The 22,324-nt window shown below is 66.3% G+C and carries 23 protein-coding genes and 1 riboswitch; of the genes, 13 read left to right on the forward strand and 10 right to left on the reverse strand.

Annotated features, from left to right (window positions below):
- The first annotated feature begins 75 nt into the window (after window positions 1–75).
- Entirely contained in the window at window positions 76–1,401 is a 1,326-nt protein-coding gene (locus ACP3TD_RS13600) for a glutamyl-tRNA reductase (RefSeq protein ID WP_426763558.1), read from the forward strand.
- 130 nt (window positions 1,402–1,531) lie between these two features.
- On the opposite strand, the gene moeB is transcribed toward ACP3TD_RS13600, so the two are convergent.
- Window positions 1,532–2,731, reverse strand: coding sequence for a molybdopterin-synthase adenylyltransferase MoeB (moeB, locus tag ACP3TD_RS13605; RefSeq protein ID WP_426763560.1), 1,200 nt, complete (start codon window positions 2,729–2,731; stop codon window positions 1,532–1,534).
- A gap of 84 nt (window positions 2,732–2,815) precedes the next feature.
- Here moeB and ACP3TD_RS13610 point away from each other — a divergent pair, with 84 nt between their 5' ends.
- The 3 genes from ACP3TD_RS13610 to ACP3TD_RS13620 are packed head-to-tail and all read left to right on the forward strand — an operon-like array spanning window position 2,816 to window position 4,094.
- Window positions 2,816–3,481: a TetR/AcrR family transcriptional regulator gene (locus ACP3TD_RS13610; protein ID WP_426763561.1), complete on the forward strand. Its 666-nt coding sequence runs from the start codon at window positions 2,816–2,818 to the stop codon at window positions 3,479–3,481.
- A gap of 48 nt (window positions 3,482–3,529) precedes the next feature.
- Window positions 3,530–3,754 carry a DUF3107 domain-containing protein gene (locus ACP3TD_RS13615; RefSeq protein ID WP_426763563.1) on the forward strand — a complete coding sequence of 75 codons (225 nt, stop codon included), beginning with the start codon at window positions 3,530–3,532 and terminating at the stop codon, window positions 3,752–3,754.
- Between the two features lie 37 nt (window positions 3,755–3,791).
- Window positions 3,792–4,094 carry a hypothetical protein gene (locus ACP3TD_RS13620; protein WP_426763565.1) on the forward strand — a complete coding sequence of 101 codons (303 nt, stop codon included), beginning with the start codon at window positions 3,792–3,794 and terminating at the stop codon, window positions 4,092–4,094.
- Between the two features lie 116 nt (window positions 4,095–4,210).
- Here ACP3TD_RS13620 and ACP3TD_RS13625 read toward each other — a convergent pair whose 3' ends face one another.
- From ACP3TD_RS13625 to ACP3TD_RS13635, 3 genes are all read right to left on the reverse strand, one after another.
- Entirely contained in the window at window positions 4,211–5,041 is an 831-nt protein-coding gene (locus ACP3TD_RS13625; protein WP_426763566.1) for a thiazole synthase, read from the reverse strand.
- Window positions 5,042–5,045: 4 nt separating this feature from the next.
- Entirely contained in the window at window positions 5,046–5,282 is a 237-nt protein-coding gene (thiS, locus tag ACP3TD_RS13630; RefSeq protein WP_426763568.1) for a sulfur carrier protein ThiS, read from the reverse strand.
- Complete coding sequence (locus tag ACP3TD_RS13635; RefSeq protein WP_426763569.1) at window positions 5,279–6,670, reverse strand: FAD-dependent oxidoreductase; 1,392 nt, start codon at window positions 6,668–6,670, stop codon at window positions 5,279–5,281. Before ACP3TD_RS13635 ends, thiS begins: the two co-directional genes overlap by 4 nt.
- Window positions 6,664–6,782: riboswitch (TPP riboswitch) on the reverse strand. It overlaps the preceding gene by 7 nt.
- A gap of 27 nt (window positions 6,783–6,809) precedes the next feature.
- Here ACP3TD_RS13635 and thiE point away from each other — a divergent pair.
- From thiE to ACP3TD_RS13655, 4 genes are all read left to right on the forward strand, one after another.
- On the forward strand, window positions 6,810–7,532 hold the full coding sequence (thiE, locus tag ACP3TD_RS13640; RefSeq protein WP_426763571.1) for a thiamine phosphate synthase: 723 nt from the start codon (window positions 6,810–6,812) through the stop codon (window positions 7,530–7,532).
- Between the two features lie 120 nt (window positions 7,533–7,652).
- Window positions 7,653–9,197 carry an RNB domain-containing ribonuclease gene (locus ACP3TD_RS13645; RefSeq protein ID WP_426763573.1) on the forward strand — a complete coding sequence of 515 codons (1,545 nt, stop codon included), beginning with the start codon at window positions 7,653–7,655 and terminating at the stop codon, window positions 9,195–9,197.
- Between the two features lie 300 nt (window positions 9,198–9,497).
- Window positions 9,498–11,183 (forward strand): DEAD/DEAH box helicase, encoded by a 1,686-nt coding sequence (locus ACP3TD_RS13650; protein ID WP_426763575.1) that lies wholly within the window; start codon window positions 9,498–9,500, stop codon window positions 11,181–11,183.
- Window positions 11,184–11,192: 9 nt separating this feature from the next.
- A complete protein-coding gene (locus ACP3TD_RS13655; protein WP_426763577.1) occupies window positions 11,193–12,065 on the forward strand; it encodes a DNA-methyltransferase in 873 nt (290 codons plus the stop codon).
- Window positions 12,066–12,136: 71 nt separating this feature from the next.
- Here the strand turns inward: ACP3TD_RS13655 and ACP3TD_RS13660 are convergent, their stop codons facing one another.
- Entirely contained in the window at window positions 12,137–12,985 is an 849-nt protein-coding gene (locus ACP3TD_RS13660) for a PHP domain-containing protein (RefSeq protein WP_426763578.1), read from the reverse strand.
- Between the two features lie 79 nt (window positions 12,986–13,064).
- Here ACP3TD_RS13660 and ACP3TD_RS13665 point away from each other — a divergent pair, with 79 nt between their 5' ends.
- Window positions 13,065–14,660: an aminopeptidase P family protein gene (locus tag ACP3TD_RS13665; protein WP_426763580.1), complete on the forward strand. Its 1,596-nt coding sequence runs from the start codon at window positions 13,065–13,067 to the stop codon at window positions 14,658–14,660.
- An 83-nt stretch (window positions 14,661–14,743) separates the two neighbouring features.
- On the opposite strand, the gene ACP3TD_RS13670 is transcribed toward ACP3TD_RS13665, so the two are convergent.
- Window positions 14,744–15,751 (reverse strand): general stress protein, encoded by a 1,008-nt coding sequence (locus ACP3TD_RS13670; RefSeq protein WP_426763581.1) that lies wholly within the window; start codon window positions 15,749–15,751, stop codon window positions 14,744–14,746.
- Between the two features lie 77 nt (window positions 15,752–15,828).
- On the opposite strand from ACP3TD_RS13670, the gene ACP3TD_RS13675 reads away from it, so the two are divergent.
- The 3 genes from ACP3TD_RS13675 to ACP3TD_RS13685 are packed head-to-tail and all read left to right on the forward strand — an operon-like array spanning window position 15,829 to window position 18,961.
- Window positions 15,829–17,112: a magnesium transporter MgtE N-terminal domain-containing protein gene (locus ACP3TD_RS13675; protein ID WP_426763582.1), complete on the forward strand. Its 1,284-nt coding sequence runs from the start codon at window positions 15,829–15,831 to the stop codon at window positions 17,110–17,112.
- Window positions 17,096–17,806: a DUF1003 domain-containing protein gene (locus ACP3TD_RS13680; RefSeq protein WP_426763584.1), complete on the forward strand. Its 711-nt coding sequence runs from the start codon at window positions 17,096–17,098 to the stop codon at window positions 17,804–17,806. The genes ACP3TD_RS13675 and ACP3TD_RS13680 overlap by 17 nt, the downstream gene beginning before the upstream one ends.
- A 9-nt stretch (window positions 17,807–17,815) precedes the next feature.
- Window positions 17,816–18,961, forward strand: coding sequence for an Mrp/NBP35 family ATP-binding protein (locus tag ACP3TD_RS13685; protein ID WP_426763585.1), 1,146 nt, complete (start codon window positions 17,816–17,818; stop codon window positions 18,959–18,961).
- A gap of 41 nt (window positions 18,962–19,002) precedes the next feature.
- Here the strand turns inward: ACP3TD_RS13685 and ACP3TD_RS13690 are convergent, their stop codons facing one another.
- The 3 genes from ACP3TD_RS13690 to sigE form a co-directional block, all read right to left on the reverse strand.
- Window positions 19,003–19,416 carry a Sec-independent protein translocase TatB gene (locus tag ACP3TD_RS13690; RefSeq protein WP_426763586.1) on the reverse strand — a complete coding sequence of 138 codons (414 nt, stop codon included), beginning with the start codon at window positions 19,414–19,416 and terminating at the stop codon, window positions 19,003–19,005.
- A gap of 69 nt (window positions 19,417–19,485) precedes the next feature.
- Complete coding sequence (locus tag ACP3TD_RS13695; protein WP_426763588.1) at window positions 19,486–20,346, reverse strand: anti-sigma factor; 861 nt, start codon at window positions 20,344–20,346, stop codon at window positions 19,486–19,488.
- A gap of 7 nt (window positions 20,347–20,353) precedes the next feature.
- Window positions 20,354–20,968 carry an RNA polymerase sigma factor SigE gene (gene sigE / locus ACP3TD_RS13700; RefSeq protein ID WP_045729696.1) on the reverse strand — a complete coding sequence of 205 codons (615 nt, stop codon included), beginning with the start codon at window positions 20,966–20,968 and terminating at the stop codon, window positions 20,354–20,356.
- Between the two features lie 228 nt (window positions 20,969–21,196).
- On the opposite strand from sigE, the gene ACP3TD_RS13705 reads away from it, so the two are divergent.
- Entirely contained in the window at window positions 21,197–21,829 is a 633-nt protein-coding gene (locus ACP3TD_RS13705; RefSeq protein WP_091721644.1) for an O-methyltransferase, read from the forward strand.
- Between the two features lie 111 nt (window positions 21,830–21,940).
- Here ACP3TD_RS13705 and ACP3TD_RS13710 read toward each other — a convergent pair whose 3' ends face one another.
- A complete protein-coding gene (locus ACP3TD_RS13710; RefSeq protein WP_009357720.1) occupies window positions 21,941–22,108 on the reverse strand; it encodes a DUF3117 domain-containing protein in 168 nt (55 codons plus the stop codon).
- Window positions 22,109–22,324 lie beyond the last annotated feature (216 nt).

Genomic DNA, 22,324 nt, shown 5'->3' on the forward strand with positions numbered 1-22,324 from the left:
TCACAGCCCCTTCCAGGCGCTCTTCGGCCTACCTGTTGTTCTACGGAGCTGCGAAAAAGCTATGATAGGTCTGCTGTGGTTCTTTTTTCATTGGTGGCTACACACGCCGACATCGATCTTGAGACCGTTGCTCAGTTGAGCAACGGTTCCTCCGGGATTGCCGCTTCCGTGCTCTCCGGCTCGCCGGCAGTGTCCGGCGCCGTGGTCCTGGCTACGTGCAACAGGTACGAAATCTACGGCGAGGCTCCTAATACGGACGACGTCGAGGCCGCCCGCGCTGCCCTCGTGGCCCAGATCAGCGCCAATAGCGGGCTCGCCGAACCCCTCGTGTCGCGTTCCTTCAGCACCCGGACCGGCCCCGAAGTGACCCGGCACCTCTTTGCCGTGAGCGCGGGACTGGATTCCGCCGTCGTAGGCGAACGCGAAATCGCCGGCCAGGTGCGGCGCGCCCTGATCACGGCCCAGCATGAAGGCACTGCCAGTTCCGGGCTGGTCCGGCTTTTCCAGGCCGCCTCCAAGACCGCCAAGGACGTCGGCGCCCAGACCGCACTCGGCTCGCGGGGCCTGTCCATCGTGTCAGTAGCCCTGGACCTCGCAACAGACCTCTCCGAGAATCCGGACTGGTCCGCCAAAAAGGTTGTCGTTTTTGGAACAGGCGCTTACGCCGGCGCCACCATGGCGCTGCTGCGTGAACGCGGCTGCACCGACGTGTCGGTCTTCTCCTCGTCCGGCCGTGCCGAAGGGTTCGTCGCGACACGGGGGGGCACCGCCCTGGACGCTGACTCACTCCGCCCGGCCGTGGCCGCAGCGGACGTCATGATCGGCTGCAGCGGTTCCGATACCCGCGTTGAAGCCGACGAACTGGCGCAGGTCCGTGCAGGCTCCACCCAGCCGCTGATCGCCATTGACCTTGCCCTCACCCACGACTTCGATCCCGCGGTGGGCGAACTCGATGGCGTGGAACTGCTGACGCTCGAATCTGTGCGGCTCGCGGCACCGCAGGAGCAGGCCGAATCGCTGGCGCAGGCCAGCGGCATCGTCAAGGGCGCTGCCAAGGCTTTCGAACAGGAACGCGAAGCCCGGTCCGTGGACTCGGCCATCGTTGCCCTCCGCCGGCACACCATGGACGTCCTGGACGCCGAAATGGAAAAGGTCCGCGCCCGGCACGGCTGCACTGCAGCGGCCGAGGAAGTGGAGTTTGCCCTGCGCCGGATGGTGAAGCAGCTGCTGCACGTACCCACGGTGCGCGCCCGCGAGCTCGCCGCGAACGGCCAGCAGGACGACTATGTGGCGGCCCTGGAAGCGCTCTACGGCATCACCGTGGAACAGCCGGGAACAGCAGCTCCCGCAGCCGGCCAGCCGGAATGCCCGGTGAACCACAAGGGCCTCGAAAGCGCCTGACCCTCCCCCTGTTCGTCACGCCCGCTCACTAGTGGCGCACAAAACGCCAACGCCCGCTCACTTTCCTCAGGGGGGGTGATCGCGCGTTGCTTGTTAAGCCGCCGGAAGTGAGCGGGCGTTGGTGGTTGGGTCAGTAAACGGGCTTTTGCGGCTCCACCTCACGCACCCAGGAAAGAATGCCGCCGTCGAGATGGCTCACACGCCGGTAGCCTGCCTTCTGCGCCGCGGCCAGGACGTTCGCCGAGCGGGTGCCCGCCTTGCACAGGAACACGATGTCCCGGTCCTGCGCAATCTCCGTCCAGGCATCCCCCGCCAGGATCTTCCCCTGCGGAATAAGTACGGCGCCCTCAATCCGGACGATCTCAAATTCACCCGGCTCGCGGACGTCCACCAGGTCGAAGTCCTTCAGGCCGGCCTTCCGTGAGGCCAGCATGGTGGCGAGCTGGGCGGCGGTGACGGTGTGTTCGGTATCCGCCGGCGCCTGGGGCTCGATGCCGCAGAACGCCTCGTAGTCCGTCAGTTCGGTGATGGGAGCGGCGGCCGGGTCCTTGGACACGCGGATCTCACGCCAGCTGCCGCCCAGGGCGTCGTAAAGCGCCACCCGCCCCAGCAGGGAACGCCCGACGCCGGTAATCAGCTTCACTGCCTCAGTCACCATCAGTGATCCCACGGCCGCGCACAGCATGCCGAAGACGCCGCCCTCGCCGCAGGAAGGAACGGAGCCAGCCGGGGGGGCCTCCGGGTAGAGGTCGCGGTAGGTGGGTCCGTGCTTTTCCCAAAAGACGCTCACCTGGCCGTCGAACCGGAAGATTGAGCCCCAGACGTAAGGCTTTCCCAGGATCGCGGCAGCGTCATTGACCAGGTAGCGGGTGGCGAAATTGTCTGCGCCGTCGAGGATGAGGTCGTAATCGGCAAACAATTCCAGCGCGTTGGATGCGTCCAGCCGGACCTGGTGCAACCGGACGTCCACGAGCGGATTCAGGGCGGCGATTGCGTCACGCGCCGATTCGATCTTCGGCCGTCCCACATCTGCCACACCGTGGATGACTTGGCGTTGAAGGTTGCTCAGGTCCACGGCGTCGTCGTCGATGATCCCCAGGGTTCCAACTCCCGCGGCTGCGAGGTAGAGCAACGCGGGCGAGCCCAGCCCGCCGGCGCCGATAACCAGTACCTTCGCGTTCTTGAGCCGCCGCTGCCCTACCGAGCCGATTTCCGGAATGATGAGGTGCCGGGAATACCGTTCCACCTCGTCGGAGGTGAGTTCCGCGGCGGGTTCCACCAAAGGATCAAGGGAAACTGCTGAAACATTTGCAGTGAACGGCGAAGGCATACTTCAATGTATGCCCCGGGGTACCCCCGGGTCATATTACCCCGCAGTAAGGTAGGGGTAACTGCAATGGAAAGAAGGACAACTGTGGTCCATGAAGCACGGGCTGACCGCCCGCCGGCAGCCGAACCGCAAATCTCCTCGCGACCCGCAGGGCAACGGTCTGCCCGGCTGCCCCGCGATGAACGGCGGGCACAGCTTCTTTCCGCAGCGCAGGAAGTCTTTGTGGCGAATGGTTACCACGGGGCCGCCATGGATGAGATCGCCGAGACCGCCCATGTCAGCAAGCCGGTCCTGTACCAGCACTTCCCGTCCAAACGCGAGCTGTACCTTGCCCTCCTGGACAGCCACCTTGCGTCACTGACCGACCTGATGCTGGGGGCGCTGAACTCCACCACGGACAACAAGGAACGCGTCCAGGCTGTTATGCGGGCGTACTTCCGGTTCATCGCCAGCGACGACCAGGCCCACCGCCTGGTCTTCGAGTCCGACCTCGTCAACGATCCCGACGTCAGTTCGCGACTCGAGACTTTCAACCGGACCTTTGCCGATGCCATTGCGCGGGTGATTGCCGGCGACACCAAGCTGCCGCACCTCGAGGCGGAACTGCTGGGCCGCGGCCTCGCGGGCATGGCGCAGGTCAGCGCCCGGTACTGGCTGGAAACGGACGGCAATCTGGACCTCGATGTGGCCAGCGACCTCATCTACCGTTTAGCTTGGCGCGGAATCTCTCGCTTCCCCAAAGAGTCCTAGACTACAAATAGACCATCATCAAAGAACCTGACTGGCTGGGAGGCCCCTGTGGAAATTAAGATCGGCGTGCAGAACGTTGGCCGCGAGATCGTCCTGGAATCAAACCAGGATGCGGAGACAGTGGCCACGGTTGTGGGAGAGGCCATCAAGGGCGGCAGCGAACTGCGCCTCACCGATGACAAGGGGCGCCTGATCATTGTTCCCGGCAACGCCCTGGGCTACGTGGAAATCGGTGCGGAAGAAGTCCGGCGCGTAGGATTCGGCCAGTTCTAGCACCAGCCGGAACTGCCCTGCTTCCCGGAGGAGACCCATGCTTTCCCTGATCATTGTTGTGCTGGCCACGGTCGCGGCCGGCTTCATTGTCTGGGCCAATGACAAGCGTCATGCCAAGTATGGCGCCGGCCTTCCGGCCGGAGTGGCCGTCGGGGTGGCTGCCTTGAGCTGGATCATCCTGATGGCGGCGGGATTCGGTTACCTTCCCGGGCTGACGTGGCTTCCCTGGGTGCTGCCCATAGTGCTGGGCGCGGCGGCATCCGTGGGGGCGGTGCTCGTTCTGGGCCGCACCCGGACAAGGAACGACACCCACCGGCTGACCGCCATCCTGAGGCGCTAGTCACCGTTAAACGGCTGTGGCCGCCACCTTCAACGGTGGCGGCCACGGGCGTTTAAGCGGTGCAGTCCCTAAGCGGTACAGTCCATGAACCGTGACAGTTCCTGAATCATTAATGGCTAGAGGAACTCGGCCCGGCCCTCCATGGCGGACGATGCCAGCGCGTGTTCGCGGCGGGGAATCCGCCCTGCCTCCTTCGCCAACCTCCCGGCGATGACGGCGTGCTTGAACGCCTCCCCCATCAGCGCCGGGTTCTGGGCACGGGTCACAGCCGTGGCCAGCAGGACAGCGTCGCACCCAAGTTCCATGGCCAGCGCCGCGTCAGATGCCGTGCCGATCCCTGCGTCCAGGACCACGGGCACGTTGGCGCGGGAAACGATGACTTCGATGTTGTGCGGGTTGAGGATTCCCAGCCCGGTGCCGATCGGAGATCCCAGCGGCATCACTGCGGTGGCGCCCAGGTTTTCCAGCCGGAGGGCCAGGACGGGGTCGTCATTGGTGTAGGCAAAGACTTTGAAGCCTCGGTTGACCAGCTGTTCGGTGGCCTCCACCAGCTCAACCGCGTCCGGCAGGAGGGTGTGCTCGTCTGCGATGACCTCCAACTTCACCCAGTCGGTTTCCAGCGCTTCCCGGGCCAGTTCGGCAGTCAGGACGGCGTCCCGCGCAGTAAAGCAGCCTGCGGTGTTGGGCAGGACCCGGATTCCATGGTCCACCAGCAGTTGGAACAGGGAGCCCGATTCTGCGGGTGAGTAGCGCCGCATGGCCACGGTGGTGAGGGATGTTCCGGAGGCAACAAGCGCGGCGCCCAGGCCGTCCAGGCTGGGCGCACCCCCCGTCCCCATGATGAGCCTCGACTCCAGGGCGACGCCGTCGATGACGAGGGCGTCAGGCCTGGCGGGCGCCGCGGAGGTAAGGGCAGCCGATTCGGAAACGGTGTTCGCTTCAATCATGGTGTCAGCCTCCCTGTACTGCGGTAACGAGTTCGATGTCGTCTCCGTCCGCGAGCGCGGTGCCGTGCCATTGGCTGCGCGGCACCACTTCGGAATTGTGCGCTACGGCCACGCCCAGCCTTTGTCCGTCGGTTGCCCGGCCGTCGGCCGCAAGCGCGCGTCCGGTCACCTCGCTGACCAATGCCGTGATGGACGCACCGTCCGCCACGGTGCGGGATGCCCCGTTCAGGGTGATGTTCATGCTGTCTCCTTGATGTTGAAGCTGGGGGCCGGGATCCGGCCGGAAAAGCGGTCCGGACGGAACGGCTGCCACCGGGGGTCAGCCTTTCCGTCCATCAGGTCGCGGCAGATGGCGGCCGCGGCCGGGGTGAGAAGTACTCCGTGGCGGAAGAATCCTGTGGCCACGATGAGCCCGCTGACATGCGCTGCACTGCCATCTCCCCCGTCCACGGGCACCCTGCCCAGCAGCGGGGCATTGTCCGGGGTGGCCGGGCGGGCCCGGGCCGTGCATTCCAGCAGCTCCAGCTCTGCGACCGCAGGCACCAGCACCTGGGCGTCGCGAAGCAGCTGGTACACGCCGCCAGCGGACACTGCGCTGGCCGGTGCTGCGCTGGACGGTCCTGCACTGGCGGGCACTGCACCGGATCCGGCACTCGCCGGCACGGCTCCGAACGCAGTGCCGGCCCCAACCAGGGCGTCCTCCCGCTGGGTGGCGCCGATGACCACGGTTCCGTCCTCGCGTGGAACCAGGTAGACGGGCACACCGCGCACCAGCCCGCGGACGGTGGACGTCAGCAAGGGCTGCAGGTGCTGGGGGACGGACAGCCGAAGGATATCGCCGTGCACTGGGCGCAAAGGTAACCGGAGTCCCCTCGGCAGGTTATTGAGGGAACCCGCCGCCATGCCGTTGGCCACCACCGTTTCGCCGGCGAGCACCAGTCCGCCTCCGGCCAGCCGGACACCGGCCACCGCGCCGTCCGCCCACTCCAGTGCCACGGCCCTGTCCGCCACAGCGAATCCGTCCAGCGCACCGGCAACCGCAGTGCCGGCAACGCCGCTGCCGGCACGCAGGTGGTTGGCCAGGGCTGCCCGGAAGCACCCCACGAGTCGCCGGGGATCCACCTGGTGGTCTGCCGGGGTATCGAGTGCGCAGGCAATGGCGGGGCTGAGCAGCGGTTCCCGCCGCCGTGCCTCGCGGACCGTCAGGGGCTCCACGGCGAGTCCGTTGGCCTGCTGCACGCCGCGCAGGTCCATCAGTGCCCGTCGGTCGGCGGCGTCGGCGCCAATGGTGAGTGTCGGCGTCGCCAGGTATCCGGAACCGCGGCCTGACATGCGGGTAAGGTCCTCGGCGAACTGCGGCCAACGCTCCGATGCATCCAGCATGAGGCCCAGGAGCTCTTCCTCCTGGTAATGCAGCTCGCTGACGGGGGCCAGCATGCCTGCCGCCGCCCAGCTGGCTCCGGATCCCGGTGCATCGTCGATCAGCACCACGGACCGGCCAGAGCGCGTGGCTTCCCAGGCGATGCCATGGCCTATGACGCCCCCGCCGATCACTGCAACGTCGGCGGATATTGCCGGGACAGCGGCTGGCTCTGCGATGGTGTCCGGAGGGCTTTTAGGGATGCCCATGGTGTCTCCTTCCCTACGCCGGTATTAACCGGATCAGGTCAAGCGGTCGGCTCTGACGCCCTCTCAGCCCGGCGCTTTGTGACAGCTGCCGCGGGCTCCCGCAGTACGAGGCAAGTCTAGAGGAACTAGGCTTGCAGCCATGAATGTGTCCCACTCCCCTGCCCCCGCCGCAGCACCCGGCACCGATGCCTTCACCACCGCAGCGGGTAACGGCGCACTGAAAGCCGCACGCCTTTACCTCTGCACGGATGCGCGCCGCGGCCGGGGCGACTTCGCCGGGTTCGTGGACGCCGCGTTCGAAGGCGGCGTGGACATCATCCAGCTGCGGGACAAGTCCATCGAGGCGGCAGAGGAGCTGGACCTGCTGGCCATTCTCAAGGAATCAGCCCAGCGGCACGGGCGGCTGTGGGCCGTCAACGACCGGGCGGACATTGCGGTCCTCTCCGGTGCTCCCGTTTTCCACGTGGGCCAGAAAGACCTGCCGGTACCGGCCGCAAGGACACTGCTCAACGGCAACGCCGCCATCGGCCTGTCAAGCCACACGCCGGAGCAGGTGGACGCCGCGCTGGCCGACGCCGCAGGACCTGCCGGCCTCGACTACTTCTGCGTGGGCCCGCTCTGGGCCACCCCCACCAAACCCGGCCGGGCCGCCGTCGGCCTGGAGCTGGTGAAGTATGCGGCCGCGAAGGCGCCCAGTGACGTGCCGTGGTTTGCGATCGGCGGGATCGACCACTCCAACGTGGACCAGGTGGTCGCGGCCGGGGCGTCAAGGATCGTGGTGGTCCGCGCCATCACCGACGCTGCCGATCCCGCTGCTGCCGCTGCCTCGCTTCGGTCTGCACTGGACGCCGGGGCTTCCTGAAGCTACGGACGTCCCACAACCTGGTTTCCCGACCGTACGGCGGTGCGCGGCAACACGTCAGGAGCGCTCCCCGCACCGATTCCCTGCGTAATCGGATGACTTGGGGTTAGGCTGACTTTCGTGTCACATCATCGGCTGGCTCCCAACGTCCATGAGCGCACCAATGCCCTGGAAGAGGCCCTGGCCGCGCTGCGGACGGAGCTGGAACTTCCGGGCCCCTACCCCGGTGACGCGGTCAAGGACGCCGAGGCCGCGGTGGCCGCGCTGCGCCTGCCGGACTACGACCTGACCGCGGTGGAGTTCGTCACCATCGATCCGGCGTCGTCCACGGACCTGGACCAGGCCCTCTTCATCGAGACGGACGACGACGGCGGGTACCACGTCCTGTACGCCATCGCCGATGTCCCCGCGTTCGTTGCCCCCGACGGACCCCTGGATGCCGAAACCCGGCGCCGGGGCCAGACGTTCTACGCCCCGGACGGGCGTATTCCGCTGCACCCGGAAGTCATCAGTGAGGGCGCCGGCAGCCTCCTGCCGGACCAGGACTGCTCGGCCTTCGTATGGGATTTCCGGCTCGACGGCAACGCCGGGGTCACGTCCGTCGGTGTCCGCCGGGCACGTGTTCGAAGCCGCGCGAAACTCAGCTACAAGGGTGCCCAGGCTGACCTGGACGCCGGTACTGCCTCTCCCCTTCTGGTCCTGCTGAAGGAAGTGGGGCTCAAGCGTGTCCGCTTGGAACGCGCCCGGAACGGCGCCAGCCTGAACATGCCGGACCAGGAGATCGTCCAGCTGCCCGATGGCGGCTACCGCATTGCGGCTGCGCCCCAGCTGCCGGTGGAGGACTGGAACGCCCAGATTTCCCTGATGACAGGGATGGCCGCCGCCAAGATCATGCTCGATGCCAAGGTGGGGATCCTGCGTACCATGCCGCCGCCGGATGAGCGTTCCCTGCATCATTTCCGGCTGCAGACGGAGGCACTGGGCAAACCCTGGGACGGTGAGGTGGGATACGGGGAGTACCTGCGAACCCTTGACCCAACGGACCCCCGGCAGCTGGCCATCATGCACTCGGCCGGCATGCTCTTCCGCGGCGCCGGTTACACCGCCTTTGACGGCAATGTTCCGGAGGCCGCGGTTCAGGCGGCCATCGGGGATGCCTATGCCCACACCACTGCGCCGCTGCGCCGCCTGGTGGACCGCTTTGTGCTGGTGACCTGCGAGGCGTTGAGCAACGGCGGTACTGTCCCCGGCTGGGTGCGGGATGCGCTGCCGACCCTCCCTGAGATCATGGCGGGCTCCGACCAGCTGGCCTCCCGGATGGAGCGCATGGCCCTGGATACGGTGGAGGCCGCCCTGCTGGTCAACCACATCGGCCAGGAGTTCGACGCGATTGTGATTTCGGGGTCGAAGCCGCAGAAAGAGAACGGCAACGGTAAAAACGGGAACAACGGCTCCGGGAACGGGAACGGCAACAACGGCACCGGCAACGGGAATGGCAACGGAAAGAACAGCAACGGGAACGGTTCCTCCGGGATCATCCAGATCGCCGACCCTGCCGTGACGGCCCGCTGCGCGGGTGAGCTTGAGTCCGGCACCAAGGTCCGGGTTCGCCTGCTGTCGTCGGATATCGCTGCCCGGGAAGTGCACTTCGAACTGGTTCAGTGAGCCTGATGTCATCCGGTCCCGGCTTCCATACGGCCCGGAAACAGGGATTCCGGGCTGATGCGGCTAGACTGAAAAGGTAGAAATGGATGCCCGGTCGTTGATTTCCTTGAACTGAAACCAACAAGCCCGCCCCTACGCGATCTTGAGATTTACCCGCTGGTCGCCAGTGCCAGCGTTAGATAGCCCGCGATCGGCTTCCACTGGAATTGCTTGCGCGCTTCGTTCGTGCTCCGGATCGGCCCCATCGGCCTGTCTGTTGAGCACGCTGCGCGATTGCCCAAATGAATAAGGAAACTCCCCGTGAGTGAATTGCATATCCACCAGCTTCTGTCCGATGAGTCCGGCACCGAGACCATCGAGCCGGAAGAAACCATTATCTCGGACGAAAAGCCGCATGAAATTGCGGAGAAGTCCTTTGCGGACTACAACGTCCGTGCTGACATTGTTGAGTCCTTGGCCGATGCCGGGATCACCCACCCCTTCCCCATCCAGGCAATGACGCTGCCCGTCGCACTGTCAGGCCACGACATCATCGGCCAGGCCAAGACCGGTACCGGAAAGACCCTCGGTTTTGGTATCCCGGCGCTCCAGCGTGTTGTGGGCCGCGACGATGCCGGCTTCGACAAGCTGCCCGTCCCGGGCGCTCCGCAGGCCTTGGTGATTGTGCCGACCCGCGAGCTCGCGGTGCAGGTGGCAAGCGACCTCGAAACCGCTTCCCGCAAACGCAACGCACGCATCGCCACCATCTACGGTGGCCGCGCCTACGAGCCCCAGGTCGATGCCCTGCAGAAGGGCGTCGAGATTGTGGTGGGCACCCCCGGCCGCCTGATTGACCTCTATAAGCAGAAACACCTGAGCCTGAAGAACGTCCGCATCGTCATCCTTGACGAGGCCGACGAAATGCTGGACCTCGGCTTCCTGCCTGACGTTGAGACCCTGATCGCCGGCACCCCTGCCGTCCGCCAGACGCTCCTCTTCTCCGCCACAATGCCCGGCCCGGTCATCGCCATGGCACGCCGGTACATGACCCAGCCCACGCACATCCGCGCCGCTGACCCCGATGACGAGGGCCTGACCAAGCGGGACATCCGGCAGTTGATCTACCGTGCCCACAGCATGGACAAGATCGAGGTTGTTGCCCGGATCCTGCAGGCCCGCGGCCGCGGCCGTACCATCATCTTCACCAAGACCAAGCGCACCGCAGCCAAGGTGGCAGAGGAACTGGTGGACCGCGGCTTTGCGGCCGCAGCAATCCACGGCGACCTGGGCCAGGGTGCACGCGAGCAGGCCCTGCGCGCGTTCCGCAACAACAAGGTGGACGTCCTGGTGGCAACCGACGTTGCTGCCCGTGGCATCGACGTGGATGACGTCACGCACGTGATCAACTACCAGTGCGTCGAGGACGAGAAGATCTATCTGCACCGGGTGGGCCGTACCGGCCGCGCCGGCAACAAGGGCACGGCTGTGACCTTCGTGGACTGGGACGACATGCCCCGGTGGGGCCTGATCAACAAGGCACTCGGCCTGAGCGTGCCTGAGCCGGTGGAGACGTACTCCTCCTCCCCGCACCTCTACGAAGAGCTGGACATCCCCGAGGGAACCAAGGGCCGTTTGCCCCGCAACAAGCGCACCCTCGCGGGCGTCGACGCCGAGGTCCTCGAGGACCTGGGTGAAACCGGCAAGAAGAACAGCCGGGAAAGCCGCGGAAACGATGGCCGGGACCGTGAAGGCCGCGGCCGGTCGCGTTCGGGCGGACGCGACGGACGCAGCCCGGAAGCAGGCCGCTCTGGTGAGCGCCGTCGTCGTACGTCCTCTGATGCTGCCGAAACCCCCGCAGCCCCGGCCGCCGGTCCGGAAGCGGCAGCCGCCTCCGACGCTGAAAAGTCTTCGCGCACCCGCCGCCCCCGCACGCGTACCCGGCGCCGCAACGGCGAGGTAGTGGCCGGTGCAGACAAGGGCACCCAGCCCGGCAGCACCGAGGGCTGACCTGACGGAATGACGAACACTGTTTGGGCGCCGGACGGCGGCAGCCTGGTGGTGCACGCGGATAACGCGCAGTACCTCCCCACGCTGCCGGACGGCGCCTTCACGCTGATCTACGTGGACCCGCCCTTCAACACGGGCCGGGCGCAAAGCCGGCAGGAAACCCGCATGGTTGCCAACGCCGGCGGCAGCGGTGACCGTGTGGGCTTCAAGGGCCGCTCCTACGACACCATCAAGGGCGCCCTGCACCGCTACGACGACGCCTTCAGCGATTATTGGTCCTTCCTGGAGCCGCGCCTGGTGGAAGCCTGGCGGCTGCTGGCCGACGACGGCACGCTGTACCTCCACCTGGATTACCGCGAGGTGCATTATGCCAAGGTCATGCTGGACGCCATCTTCGGCCGCGAATGCTTCCTGAACGAGATCATCTGGGCCTACGACTACGGCGCCCGCGCCAGGAACCGTTGGCCCACCAAGCACGACAACATCCTGGTGTACGTCAAGAACCCGTCCAAGTACCACTTCGACAACGCCGAGGTGGACCGGGAGCCGTACATGGCGCCGGGCCTTGTCACCCCGGCCAAGCGCGAGTTGGGCAAACTGCCCACCGACGTCTGGTGGCACACCATTGTTTCGCCCACCGGCAAGGAGAAGACGGGCTACCCCACGCAGAAGCCTGAGGGTCTCATCCGCCGTGTCGTCTCAGCGTCCAGCCGGCCCGGCGACTGGTGCCTGGACTTCTTCGCCGGCTCCGGAACCCTCGGTGCGGTGGCGGCCAAGCTGGGCCGCAGGTTCGTGTGCGTGGACCAGAACCAGCCGGCCGTGGACATCATGGCCAAGCGGCTGGGTGCCCACGCGACCTTTGCGTCCTTCCCACCCAAGTAGGTAGCACTGGATGTCGTTTTGAGCCTCCAAAACGGCATCTGCTGCTACCCGGTTGGGAAGGTGGGCAGGGATCAGGGACGGACCACGGCGGTTCCCGAACCCAGCTCTTCGATCCGCGCCAGCACGTCCGGTGCGGTCAGGTTTTCGCCGAGCAGGTTCGGCTTGCCCGTGCCGTGGTAGTCCGAGGACCCGGTGATTAGCAGGTTGTTCTCCGCGGCCAGGCGGCGCAGGAAGCTGCGGCCTTCCTCAGGGTTGTCGCGGTGATCGACCTCCAGTCCCGCCAGCCCCGCATCGATCATGTCCCGGTAGACCCGCTCCCCCACGATCCTGCCGCGGGAGGACGCCACCGGATGGGCGAAGACGGGAACACCTCCGGCCGCGCAGACCAGCTCGACGGCGACCGCCGGGTTGGGTGCGTAGTGCGGGATGAAGTAGCGGGAGCGGGAGGTCAGGATGGAAGCGAAGGCCTCCGAGCGGTCCTCCACCACGCCTGCCGCCACCAGGGCATCGGCGATATGCGGGCGGCCCAGCGTGGCCCCCGGCGCCACATGGTGAATGACGTCGTCCCACGTGAGGGGATAGTCCTCGGCCAGGAGCGTGACCATCCGCTCCGCCCGGGTATGGCGGGCCTGCTTGGCCTTCGTGATTTCCTCGAGCAGCCCGGGGTGTGCGGGGTCGTGCAGGTAGCTGAGCAGGTGGACGCTGATGCCCTCAGCCGTCCGGCAGGACACCTCCATGCCGGGGACCAGTGCCACCCCCACGTCGATCGCGGCGGAAGATGCTTCCGCCCACCCGTCCGTGGAGTCATGGTCAGTCAGCGCCACCACGTCCAGGCCCGCGCGGGCGGCAGAGGCCATGACGTCGGCGGGTTTCTCCGTGCCGTCGGAGACATTGGAGTGGGCATGCAGGTCGATCCTCACCCATACAGACTAGTTGACCCTGCGGCTCCGGCACCGGAGGCTGTTCGCGCACGCGGGACGCTGGTGAGACGATGGTCCCGTGAACGATGCCGAAAACACCCCCACCTCTGCTAACCAGCCGCTGGAGGAGCGCGTCAACAACCGCTCGCAGCGGCCCAGTTCCGACGCCTTCAAGGCCTTCATGGCCAGCAACTGGGCGCCGTCCAGCCAGGAAATTCCCGGCCGCGACGACGTCGCAGGCCACGCCGCGACCCGGCGCAAGGCCATCTCCGCCCAGTTCAAAGGTGAACGCCTGGTCCTTCCCGCAGGTCCGCCCAAGGTCCGCTCCAACGACTGCGACTATCGGTTCCGGCCGCATTCCGGCTTTGCCCACCTGACAGGGCTGGGCCTGGACCACGAGCCGGACGCCGTCCTGGTGCTGGAACCCGTTGATGAAGGAAAGGGCGACGACGGCGGGAACCACCGCGCCACGCTCTACTTCCGTCCGCTGGCCGGCAGGGATACGGAACAGTTCTACGCCGACTCCCGCTCCGGCGAATTCTGGATTGGCGCCCGGCCCACCCTGGCCGAGTTCGAAGCACGCCTTGGCCTGGCCACCGGCCACATCGACCAGCTGGAAACGGCGATCACCAAGAACGTGGGCGCACCGGAGATTGGCGGCATCTCCATCCGCCTGGTCCGCAAGGTGGACGAGAACATTGACGCCCTGGTGGACACTGCCCGGTACAACACCGCCAAGGATCCCGAAAACCTCGACATGGGCGTCCTCGATGCCCTGGACGAGAAGCTCAGCGAAGCCCTCTCCGAGCTGCGCCTGATCAAGGACGAGTGGGAGATCGGGCAGATGGAGCTCGCCGTGGCCGCCACGGTGGAAGGCTTCGAAGAAGTGGTCAAGGTCTTGCCGCGCGCCCTGACCCACGCCCGCGGCGAGCGGGTAGTGGAAGGCGCCTTCTTCGCCCGCGCCCGCGAGGTGGGCAACGAGCTGGGCTACGACACCATCGCCGCATCCGGCAACAACGCCACCGTGCTGCACTGGACGCGCAATACCGGGAAGATCCACGCCGGCGAGCTCCTGCTCCTGGACGCCGGGGTCGAGGCCGACTCCCTCTACACCGCAGACATCACCCGCACCCTGCCTGCGAGTGGCGAGTTCAGCGATGTCCAGCGCAAGGTGTACCAGGCGGTCCTGGACGCGGCCGACGCCGGGTTCGCGGCAGCGCAGCCGGGTACGAAGTTCCGCGATATCCACACCGCCGCCACCACTGTGCTGGCGGAACGCCTCGCCGAATGGGGCCTCCTTCCCGTCAGCGTGGAGGAGGCCATCAGCCCCGAAGGCCAACAGCACCGGCGGTGGATGCCGCACGGCACCAGCCACCACCTTGGCCTCGACGTCCACGACTGCGCCCAGGCCAAGCGGGAGCTGTACCTGGACGGCATCCTGGCCGAAGGCATGGTGTTCACCATCGAACCGGGCCTCTACTTCAAGGACGAGGACCTGGCCATCCCCGAGGAATACCGTGGCATCGGTGTCCGCATCGAAGACGACATCCTGATGACCGCCGACGGGCCGGTAAACCTCAGCGCGGCGTTGCCCCGCACGCCGGAGGATGTGGAGACGTGGATGGCCGGCATCTACCGCGAAGCAGACGAATCCCGGCAGGCGGCCCAGGGCTGACGCCTGGCTGACCGGCCGCACAACAGGCACAAAAAAGCGGTGCCGCCGGACTCCTCCGGCGGCACCGCTTTTTGCTGCTGTCCCTAGTGGCGCGGGTCCGCGGGCCGCTCTGCAGTGCCGGCGTCCTGGCCTTCGCCGGCGGGTGCCTCACCATGGTGCTGCGGACCGGCCTCCGGCTGCGCGGGCGCGGCAGGCTGCTGTGTTCCGCCATCCTGGCCCTGCGTCAGCCTGACGCCGTACTGAGGCCGCCCGTCGGGGAGGTCGGGGTACCGGACCGCGCGGGTTGGTGCTGCCGCAGGCTGCTGGTGCTGCCCGCCGTCGTACTGCTGCCCCTGGTGCTGCTGCGCGTCCTGCTGCGGCGCGGGGTGCTCACCCTGCTGGCCCTGTGTGGGGTAGCCGGGATCCTGCGGGTGTCCCTGCTGGCCGTAGGGATCGTTCCAGCCATTGGGACGCGCCGGACCCTGCTGGTTGTTTGGCGGGTTGTAGGGCTGGTTCTGCGGGTTGTAAGGCTGGTTCTGCTGGTCGAACGGCTGGTTCTGGTAGCCGTGCCGTGGCTGGTGGGTGTTGCCGCCGGCGGCGTCCGAGCGGGTCATGGGGAGCTGCTGCAGCAGGCGGCGGGCTTCCTGTGCTGCCTCCGGCGCCACGATCACGTCATAGCTGGTGGCAACCACCTGGCTGGTGGACGTAAAGTCCCGCTTTCCGCGCTGCATCGCGTAGGTAACAATGCCGAAGAGCATGAAGAAGGCGGCACCCATCAACACGGACGTGAGGATGGAGAAGTACCCGGGCGAGGGCGCGAAGAAGGAAAGCATCACACCAACGAACAGGCCGAACCACATGCCGCTGAGGGCTCCCGACAGGGCAACACGGGGGTAGCTGAGGCGCCCGGTGACCCGTTCAACCATCTTCAGCTCGTTGCCGACGATGGACACCATCTGCACCGGGAACTGCTGGTCAGCGAGGTAGTCCACCGCCTTCTGGGCATCCAGGTAGGAGGTGTAGGAACCCACGGTGTCGCCGGTGGGGACGGCCCTGGCTTGGTCAAGGCCGTTGGGGCCACCTGTCCGGGGAGCACCAAAAATGTTTGCCATACCCCCATTCTTGCCCATGAGGTTGTGTGCTGCCTGTAAATTCAGCTAAAAGTGAGCAGACTCGGTAGCCTGTACAAGTGAGCACAACACCTACCCGTGTCTTCGTGGCGCGCCTCCTGGGACTCGACGTCTTCGACCCCTTGGGTGACCGGCTGGGCCGGTTACGCGATGTTGTGGTGCTCTCCCGCGGCTCCCAGGGAGCCCCCCATGTGGTGGGTATCGTCGTCGAAGTGCCCGGAAAGAAGCGCGTGTTCGTGCCGATGACGCGCATCACCTCCATCGACCAGACGCAGGTCATCTGCACCGGCCTGGTCAACCTGCGCAGGTTCGAACAGCGCGGGGCGGAAACCCTGGTGGTGGCCGAGATGTTCGACCGCCGCGTGACCCTCCGGGACGGCAGCGGCGACGCCACCATCGAGGACATCGCCATGGACCAGCACAGGTCCCGCGAGTGGTTCGTCAGCAAGCTCTTCGTCCGGCGCGGGCACTCCCTGTCACCGCTCAGCCGGCTGCGCCGCAACGAAACCCTCATCATCGACTGGGCCGACGCCCAGCAGGGCGCCCGCACCGAGCCGCAAGCAGCAACCCAGTTCGTGGCCAACCACGAGGACCTCAAACCGGCAGACTTCGCCGAGGCGCTCCAGGAAATGAGCGACAAGCGGCGTTTCGAAGTGGCCAGTGAACTGCAGGACGAGCGACTGGCAGACGTGCTCCAGGAGCTGCCCGAGGACGACCAGGTGGAGATCCTCTCCTCCCTGGACATCCAGCGGGCCGCCGACGTGCTCGAGGAAATGGACCCGGACGACGCCGCCGACCTCCTCGGCGAACTCCCCACGGCACAGGCTGAGGAACTCCTGCAGCTGATGGAGCCCGAGGGCGCCGAGGACGTCCGCCGGCTCCTGGAATACGACGAAGACACCGCCGGCGGCCTCATGACCCCGGTACCGGTCATCCTGCCCCCCGAAGCCACAGTGGCTGAAGCGCTGGCACATGTCCGGCGCGAGGAACTCTCCCCCGCGCTGGCCTCGTCCATCTTCATTGCCAGGCCGCCCATGGAGACTCCCACCGGCCGGTTCCTGGGTGTGGTGCACATCCAGCAGCTGCTTCGGTTCCCGCCTTTCGAGCCGCTGGGCAACCTGGTGGACAAGAACCTTGAGCCGTTGTCCGACCAGGCCCACATCAGCGAAGTGGCGCGGACCCTGGCGACCTATAACCTGAACTCCCTTCCGGTGGTCAACGATGCCGGCCGGCTTGTGGGGGCGGTGACTGTTGATGACGTTTTGGATCATCTGTTGCCGGATGATTGGCGCGCCCATGATGGCGAGGCCCCGATAAGAAGGCTCGGTGGCCGTATTGGCTGACAACAGCGCTCCGAAGAACCCCAATCAGCGGAACACGGGCACCGCCGCGGCCAAGAACAACAACAAAGGCAGCCTGGACACGCCGCTGAGTGGAAGGCAGCGGATCCTGCCCAAGTTCTCTCCGGACCCCGACGCGTTCGGCCACGCCACGGAGGGCTTCGCCCGTTTCATGGGCACTCCGCAGTTCCTGGTCTACATGACCATTTTCTGCATCTTCTGGCTCTGCTGGAACACCTGGGCGCCAGTTGACTGGCAGTTCGACTCCCGCGACCTCGGCTTCACGCTGCTGACGCTGATGCTGTCCCTCCAGGCGTCCTACGCGGCACCGCTGCTGCTGCTGGCCCAGAACCGGCAGGACGACCGCGACCGCGTGTCCCTCCAGCAGGACCGGCAGCGTGCCGAGCGGAACCTGTCCGACACCGAATACCTCACCCGGGAACTTGCGTCGCTGCGGATCGCCCTGCGCGAGGTAGCCACGCGCGACTACGTCCGGGCCGAGCTGCGCTCCCTCCTCGAGGACATGCTGGAAGCCCAGGAAGAACTGCGCACGCACGACACCACCGGCCAGGGCAGCCACGAGTCGCCCAAGGACAAAGTCAAGGAAAAGCTCCGCGAACAACGCGACCGGCAGCGCAATCCCCGCACGCAGCAGATCCCCCGGGTCAAGCCCGGCCATTCCACCCAGGACCGGTAAACACCCTTCATGGATACAGCAACACCAAGCGATTCCCAGCTGCTCCAGGACGTCAACGACGCCCTCGCAACCGTCATTGACCCTGAACTGCGGCGTCCCATCACCGAACTCGGCATGGTGGACGCCGTGCACCTGTCCGGGGACGGCAAGGTCAACCTCACGGTCCTGCTCACCATCGCCGGCTGCCCCTTGAGGGACACCATCACGTCCGACGCCGAGTCGGCCCTGGCAGCGGTCCCGGGGGTGACCGGAGTCGACGTCGAACTCAAGGTCATGGACCAGGCCCAGCGGGATGCCCTGAAGGAGAAACTCCGCGGGCCCGGCGGGCAGCGCGGCATCCCCTTCAACCAGCCCGGTTCCCTGACGAAGGTCTATGCGGTTGCCAGCGGCAAGGGCGGGGTGGGCAAGTCCTCCGTAACCGTCAACCTCGCCACCGCACTGGCCGCGCAGGGGCTCCGCGTGGGGATCGTGGACGCGGATGTCTACGGTTTCTCTGTTCCGGCGCTCATGGGCATCACCCAGGCCCCCACGCGGGTGGACGACATGATCCTGCCGCCGGTGGCCTACGGCGTGAAGGTTATTTCCATCGGCATGTTCGTCACCGGCAACCAGCCCGTGGCCTGGCGCGGGCCAATGCTGCACCGGGCACTCGAGCAGTTCCTCACGGACGTCTACTTCGGGGACCTGGACGCCCTCTTCCTCGACCTTCCGCCGGGGACCGGAGATATTGCCATTTCGGTGGCCCAGTTGCTGCCCAAGGCGGAGATCCTGGTGGTCACCACCCCGCAGGCTGCCGCCGCGGACGTCGCCGAACGCGCCGGCGCCATCGCCACCCAAACGGGGCAAACGGTTGCGGGCGTCATCGAGAACATGTCATACCTTGAGATGCCCGACGGCGGGAGGATGGAACTGTTCGGAAGCGGCGGCGGGGCGGTGCTCACCAAGCGGCTGACAGCAGCTGTGGGCGCCGACGTTCCACTGCTGGGCCAGATCCCGCTGGACATCAAACTTCGCGAAGGCGGCGACACCGGGGCGCCCATCGTGCTTGGCCAGCCGGACACTGCGGCGGCTAAGGCGTTGACGGAAATTGCCGCGAGCCTGGCTTCAAAGCCGCGTGGCCTGGCCGGGATGAAGCTGGGCCTGCAGCCCCGCTAGTCACGCTGCTCTACTCCCGCCAGCCGCTTGGCCGGAACGGCTCAGGTGGCCTCGGTGTCGAATGGTGCTGCCTCGCCCGGTGGCAGGCTCTGCACTACGCGTTCCGGCCGGGACGGGGCGGACTCATCTGCCGCTCCTACTGCTGCTGCTCCCGCAACGGCTGCCACTGCGGCCGGGGCGCCGGAACTGATGGGCTTGGTGTCGTCATCCAGCAGCGCTTCCTTGATGATGCGCCGCGGGTCGTACTGCCGGGGATCGTACTTCTTCCAGTCGACATCGTCGATGTCGATGCCCACTTCTTCCTTGATCTGCTCGCGGGCACCGGACGCCATGCGCCGGACTTCCTTCACCAGGTTGGCGAGCTTCTGGGTATATTCGGGCAGCCTCTGGGGGCCGATCACCAGGACACCGATGATCAGCAGGAGGAAGAACTCCGGGCCGTTGATACCAAACACTTTAGGAAGATTACCCTCTCCGGGCTGCCAGTGACGATTCGCGCCCGGCGGGGGCGGAAACAGCCCGCATTACTGGGTAAAGACGGCCACGATCCTGTTGATTCCGCGCTGTAATCGGTTTCCCAGGGGCTCCCCGGCGGCGTCTTGGGCGCTGCTGTCGACGCCCGCTGTGAGCCCCTCCGCGGCCACGCCGCCGACTTGCTCCAGGATGGGCCCTGCATCGTCTGCCTGATCGGCGGGCAGGTTCGACTCGAAAGTGAAGGTCCGCCCCCCGGACGTGTAGGTGGCTGACCACGGCGAGGTTCCCAGGACCTGGACTGGACTGCCCTGGCGGCCCACCGCTTCCACCGCCGCCGTGTTGCCCGCATGCTGTTCGGTCACGGTGGCGTAGTGCGATCCGTCGCTAAGCCGCAGCTCCACCGCCGGCTGGCCGTCCCTGACAACTGCTTTGGCGGACTCCAGGCGGAACCCCATGGCTTCGAGCACCGGGCAGGCCCAGCCCTCCTGGCGCAGGCTCCTGAGCTGGTCCGCGGTGAGGGCCCTGCCGTCGGCGGGGGTGTGTGCCGAGACCTGGGCGAGGGTTGCCGGCGCAACGGAATTTCCGGGAAGGGGCTCTCCGGCCGCAGCGAGGGCACCGACGCCGAGGACACCGGCGGCGGCCACGGTGCCGCCCGCGGCCATGGCCAGGACTCGTGCTGCCGTGAGGGAGCCAGTGGCGGGAGGCGTTGCCGGAACCGGCTGGGCCGCGAGCAGCGACGTCCGTTCCAGGAGCCGCGCCGTCAGGTCGTTGCTTGCCGGCGGGATGGGAGCCTCACGGAGCCGCTCCAAATACTGGCGTTCCCGGCGCATGGCCAGGGCGCATTCCGGACAGGATGCCACGTGGCTGGAGGTACGCGCGTGCCTGCCGCCGGAGTTGAAGGGGGGCCTCATGCGCCGATCAGAGGATGCCGGCGATGCGGGGCATGGACAATTTGCGCCGGGCATGCTGCGGCCGGGGATCCCTGTGCGCGAGCTTTTCCCGCAGCATGGTCCTGCCGCGGTGGATCCGGGAGCGGACTGTCCCGAGCTTCACGCCTAGGGCTGCTGCCACCTCGTCGTAGGACAGGCCTTCGAGGTCGCACAGCACGACGGCGGCGCGGAAGTCCGGCGGCAGTTCCTCCAGGGCGGCCTGGACGTCCAGGTCCAGGTTGTTCAATTCGAAGCTCTGCTCCGGACCGGGCTCGCGTCCGGGAAGGCGGGACTCGGCGTCCTCGGCCAGTGCGTCAAACCTGATGCGGGTCTTGCGGCGCGCCTGGTCCAGGAAGAGGTTTGTGGTGATGCGGTGCAGCCAGCCATCCAGAGTTCCGGGCTTGAAGTTTTCCAGCGAACGGAAGACGCGGACAAACACCTCCTGGGTGAGGTCCTCGGCGTCGAACCTGTTGCCGGTCAGGCGGTAGGCCAGCCGGTAAACTTTGGCCGAGTGGTTGGTGACCACTTCTTCCCAGGTGGGACGGACCCAATCGGCTTCGGGATGTTGTACTGCTGGGACAGGTGCCACTACTGAAGATGACATCGTCCACTCCCCTCGTGGAATGCTAACGCCCGGATACTGTTGACATCTCTGATTCGGCGCCGGTCATCTCTTGGATGAGCGGATAATAATCATTTCAAACTTGGCTGGGAATTTCCTGACTGCGGGAAAGTTATGCCGTGGGCGCAACCGCCCGCCTGCCATACGGTTTCGCCCCGACCCATTAGGCTGTAGAAGACAACCCCCTCTACGCCCAGAAAGCGAACATTAATGAGTGCCGACAAGTCCATCAGCTGGTCCTTTGCAGAAGATCTGCCCGCTGAGGATGACGTCATGCTTCGGGCCCGGGAACGTTCCTTTGAACTCGGCGTAACCCCCATCGGCCCGGGGGTAGGGGCCGTCCTTACGGTCTTGGCGGCCGCGTCCAAAGCCCAAACCGCCGTCGAAATTGGAACGGGTGCGGGGGTGTCCGGCGTTTGCCTGCTGCGCGGCCTCGGACCGCAGGCCGTTTTGACCACTATCGACGTGGATGTTGAACACCTGAAAGCCGCCCGCGAAGCCTATGCCGAAGCCGGCAGCCCTGCCAACCGGACCCGCACCATCTCGGGCCGCGCCGGCGACGTCCTGCCCCGCCTCACGGACAACGCCTACGACATCGTGTTCATCGACGCGGATAAGCCCGGCCTGCCCGGCTACGTGGAGCAGGCCGTCCGCCTCCTGAAGCGTTCCGGGCTGCTGATCATCAACGACGCCCTGGACAAGGACAAGGTTGCCAATCCGGCGGGACGCGAACCCAACACGGTCATCCTTCGGCAGGTAGGCAAGGCAATCCGCGAGGACGACAGGCTGGCCACCGCCATGCTCCCCACCGGAGACGGCCTGCTGGTGGCCGTCAAGAAGTAACGCTGCCTGGTTTCCGCGACGCCGCCCTGCCGGCCGCGGAACAGCAGCAGGAAAAGCACCGGGAACGGAACAGGGCCCGCAGCCAAAGGCCGCGGACCCTGTCCGGCACGATTATTCGGTAACGCCTACCAGGCATTCCTTGAGGTTTGCTGCCTCCGCAGCGTTCAGCTCCACCACAAGACGTCCGCCGCCTTCGAGCGGGACGCGCATGATCAGGCTGCGGCCCTCCTTGGTGACTTCCATTGGGCCGTCGCCGGTGCGTGGTTTCATAGCAGCCATGAGGAATTCCCCTCCATTTAGTCCCAGGACTGATCAGCCCGGTCGGGCTGTGTCCGCATGTCGATCAGGCTGCTATGACGGCGGGGCTCTCCACCGCCAAAGCTGCGCGTATTCTGAATGCTTTTTGTCCTTGCTTACTGACTATTATCCCGGAATTACCCGTACGTAGCTAATCGATGGACATTTTCGGCACGCCTTAATTCCGGCTTTGACCTG

The sequence above is a fragment of the Pseudarthrobacter sp. 1G09 genome (assembly GCF_050038305.1).
Lineage (GTDB): Bacteria > Actinomycetota > Actinomycetes > Actinomycetales > Micrococcaceae > Arthrobacter > Arthrobacter equi.

What these genes read in the sequence shown, in the direction of transcription:
- moeB (WP_426763560.1), bottom strand. Translation starts at nt 2,731, where the DNA reads ATGCCTTCGCCGTTCACTGCAAATGTTTCAGCAGTTTCCCTTGATCCT.
- ACP3TD_RS13620 (WP_426763565.1), top strand. Translation starts at nt 3,792, where the DNA reads ATGCTTTCCCTGATCATTGTTGTGCTGGCCACGGTCGCGGCCGGCTTC.
- ACP3TD_RS13625 (WP_426763566.1), bottom strand. Translation starts at nt 5,041, where the DNA reads ATGATTGAAGCGAACACCGTTTCCGAATCGGCTGCCCTTACCTCCGCG.
- thiS (WP_426763568.1), bottom strand. Translation starts at nt 5,282, where the DNA reads ATGAACATCACCCTGAACGGGGCATCCCGCACCGTGGCGGACGGTGCG.
- ACP3TD_RS13635 (WP_426763569.1), bottom strand. Translation starts at nt 6,670, where the DNA reads ATGGGCATCCCTAAAAGCCCTCCGGACACCATCGCAGAGCCAGCCGCT.
- thiE (WP_426763571.1), top strand. Translation starts at nt 6,810, where the DNA reads ATGAATGTGTCCCACTCCCCTGCCCCCGCCGCAGCACCCGGCACCGAT.
- ACP3TD_RS13655 (WP_426763577.1), top strand. Translation starts at nt 11,193, where the DNA reads ATGACGAACACTGTTTGGGCGCCGGACGGCGGCAGCCTGGTGGTGCAC.
- ACP3TD_RS13670 (WP_426763581.1), bottom strand. Translation starts at nt 15,751, where the DNA reads ATGGCAAACATTTTTGGTGCTCCCCGGACAGGTGGCCCCAACGGCCTT.
- ACP3TD_RS13685 (WP_426763585.1), top strand. Translation starts at nt 17,816, where the DNA reads ATGGATACAGCAACACCAAGCGATTCCCAGCTGCTCCAGGACGTCAAC.
- ACP3TD_RS13695 (WP_426763588.1), bottom strand. Translation starts at nt 20,346, where the DNA reads ATGAGGCCCCCCTTCAACTCCGGCGGCAGGCACGCGCGTACCTCCAGC.
- sigE (WP_045729696.1), bottom strand. Translation starts at nt 20,968, where the DNA reads ATGTCATCTTCAGTAGTGGCACCTGTCCCAGCAGTACAACATCCCGAA.
- ACP3TD_RS13705 (WP_091721644.1), top strand. Translation starts at nt 21,197, where the DNA reads ATGAGTGCCGACAAGTCCATCAGCTGGTCCTTTGCAGAAGATCTGCCC.
- ACP3TD_RS13710 (WP_009357720.1), bottom strand. Translation starts at nt 22,108, where the DNA reads ATGGCTGCTATGAAACCACGCACCGGCGACGGCCCAATGGAAGTCACC.